The organism is Actinoplanes sp. NPDC051633 (assembly GCF_040681735.1).
Classification (GTDB): Bacteria; Actinomycetota; Actinomycetes; order Mycobacteriales; family Micromonosporaceae; genus Actinoplanes.
The window spans coordinates 1-2,796 of sequence record NZ_JBFAZH010001023.1 but is presented as its reverse complement, the minus strand read 5'-3'; the positions used below and the strand labels follow the sequence as shown (position 1 = coordinate 2,796).

Here is a 2,796-nt window from a genome sequence, read left to right as displayed (position 1 = left end):
ACACCGAATGCGATTGCCGTCCGGAGAAGGGTCATTGGAATACGTACGCGCCGCCGCCGGGGTTCAAATGAAAAACAAAGAAAATTGTGCCCGGCCGGATTCAACCGCTCGCCACGCGCCCGCGTACTACTGCGCGGAAAGCAGTACAGGCATAAAACGCTGGAGGGCAACCGTGGTTCCGGAGAAGCGAAAGTTGATGGTCGCCTGCGCGGCCATCGCGGTGGCGTTCGCGCTGCCCGGATGCGCACCGGCCGGTTACAACGCGTCCGATTACAGTGGCGGCGTCAAGCCGGCGGCGAACGGGTCCGACGCGACCACCGAACCCACCGACGAGCCCACCGGCGAGCCGACCGCTGAGCCGACGGCCAGTGGGGCCGCCGAGGCCAAGGGCAAGCTCAGCGAGGACGACGTCACCAGCGAGCTGACCGGCACCACGGTCAAGCGCATGGGCAAGGTCGTGGTCGACCAGGAGGGCTGGGTCCTCTACCGCTTCGACGGCGACAAGGTGAAGCCCAAGGTGGAGTCCACCTGCGTGGGCGACTGCGCCGTGGTCTGGCCCCCGGCCCTGACCGAGGACGGCAAGCCCGAGATCGAGGGCGTCGACCCCGAGGACGTCGGCACCGTCACCCGCGCCGACGGCAGCAAGCAGCTCACGATCGGCGACTGGCCGGTCTACCGGTACCTCGGCGACAAGAAGCCGGGCCAGTGGAAGGGCCAGAACGTCGGCAAGAAGTGGTTCGTCATCGAGCCGACCGGCGCCAAGAACCTGACCTGCCTGCCACCCCCGTCGAAGCCGATCGCCCCGCCCGCGGACTCCGACGAGGGTGACGAGGGCGAGTCGGGCAACGCCGGCGGTACCGACTACAGCTACTGAGCGTGACCCCTGGGCATCGTCCGAACGGAGGATGCCCGGGGGTTCAATTCCAGCTCCATAAGTTTCTTTTAGGCCGCTCCTAAGTGTTCCGCATTTCCCGCTCCCGGCATTGCCGAGAACCGCATCGCGCTTCTACCGTTCTCCCGTCCTTATCTGTCTGTCGGAGGTGTTCAGAGATGATTGCCGCCCGTTCCTCGCGCCGGCTGGTTCGCTGGCTCGTGGGCATTTCGGCAATGGTCCTGGTAGCGCTCGTCACGCCCACCGCGGCCCAGGCCGCGGACGTGCCCGTCCCGATTCCGTCCAGCAGCGGGTTGCCCGACCGCGGCGTCGGGCCGGTCTCGGACGCCGACCGTGACTTCGTGGTGAAGGTCCGGCTCGCCGGCCTGTGGGAGATCCCGGCCGGCAACATGGCGCAGCAGAAGTCGAAGGACAAGCGGGTCAGGGCGATCGGTAAGGCGATCGCGGGGCAGCACGTGACGCTCGACAACGCCGACATGAAGGTGGCGAAGAAGCTCGGCATCATGCTGCCGAGCACGCCCAACGCGGACCAGCAGAGCTGGCTGGCCGAGATGGCGGCCGCGAACAGCACGACGTTCGACTCGATCTTCATCGACCGGCTCCGCGCGGCGCACGGCAAGATCTTCCCGGCGATCGGCATCATCCGGTCGAGCACCCGCAACGACTCGGTGCGCAGGCTGGCCCAGGAGGCCAACCAGTTCGTGATGACCCACATGACGCTGCTCGAGAGCAGCGGCCTGGTCGACTACAGCAACATCCCGACCGCGCCGCCGCCCGCAGCCCAGAAGGGCCCGGTCCCGGTGGACGGGCAGATGCTGGCCGCCGCGGCCGGCACAGGAGGCGTCTCGGGCGTGAACACGTCCGTGATCTTGATGGTTCTGGCGGCCGCCCTCGTCGCCGGTGTCGTCACCACCATGCGCATCTTCCGAGCGAGGTAGCTGCGCATTCGGTATCGACCTGGCCAGCACCCCTGGCCGTACGTATCACCCCCTCGGGCGGCAACCAGTACCCGCCACGGTGTTGAAGAAAGGTGTTCCCATGCGAAGGTCTCAGTACCGGCGCGCGACCAAGAGCCCGAATTGGTTCACCGGCAAGCGCCGCCTCGCCGCGGCGGCCGCCACCCTCGTCGCCTTCGGTGGCATCGTGACCGTCACGCAGGTGTCCGACGCCGGCACCAAGCGGTCGATGGATCGTGCGCTGGCGGCCTGTGATCGCATGCAGGCGCCACGGTCGTCGAAGCTGTCGACCGAGACCAGGCGCGGCACCTACACGACGAACAACGGCCGGGTCACGCAGCACTCCGACGACGGCGCCAGCGACGTCGTGTCGACGGAGACCCTGCGCCAGCGCTGCCGCGACTGGGTGATCGAGAACGTCGGCAACCCCAGCGCCGGCGAGCCCAGCAGCGAGCCCAGCGAAGGCGCCGGTGACAACGGTGGCGACAACGCTGGTGGTGGCGACAACGCTGGTGGCGGTGACAACGCCGGCGGCGGCGACAACGCTGGTGGTGGCGACAACGCCGGTGGTGGCGACAACGCTGGTGGCGGTGACAACGCCGGCGGCGGCGACAACGCTGGTGGTGGCGACAACGCCGGTGGTGGCGACAACGCCGGTGGTGGCGACAACGCTGGTGGTGGCGACAACGCTGGTGGCGGCGACAACAACGGTGGCGGCGACAACAACGGCCAGACCCCGCCCCCCGGCGCCGGCCTGGGCGTGCTGGCGAACAGCTGCGAGGGCAGCCAGTTCGAGCCGCACGACGGTTTCCAGAAGGGCGACAGGTGCGTCTCGACCGCGTTCGGTGAGGTGCCGACCGCGGCCAACAACGCGACGCTGCTGATCACCCGGGCGCCCCGGACGGTGCGGCAGAACCAGCCGTTCACGATTCAGGTGAGCACGCGCAA

General features: G+C 68.3%; 3 protein-coding genes. All 3 read left to right on the top strand.

From position 1 onward, the window contains the following. The first annotated feature begins 172 nt into the window (after nt 1-172). On the top strand, nt 173-874 hold the full coding sequence (locus AB0M20_RS36245; protein WP_364305148.1) for a hypothetical protein: 702 nt from the start codon (nt 173-175) through the stop codon (nt 872-874). A 176-nt stretch (nt 875-1,050) separates the two neighbouring features. Further along, nucleotides 1,051-1,830, top strand: a complete 780-nt coding sequence (locus AB0M20_RS36240) for a DUF4142 domain-containing protein (RefSeq protein ID WP_364305146.1) — start codon at nt 1,051-1,053, stop codon at nt 1,828-1,830. 100 nt (nt 1,831-1,930) lie between these two features. Next, nucleotides 1,931-2,796 (top strand): Pecanex-like protein 1 (locus tag AB0M20_RS36235; protein ID WP_364305144.1); only part of this gene is annotated, 866 nt, incomplete at its 3' end.

Excerpts from the sequence above, each read along its gene's own strand:
- AB0M20_RS36240 (WP_364305146.1), top strand. The coding sequence starts at position 1,051 with ATGATTGCCGCCCGTTCCTCGCGCCGGCTGGTTCGCTGGCTCGTGGGC.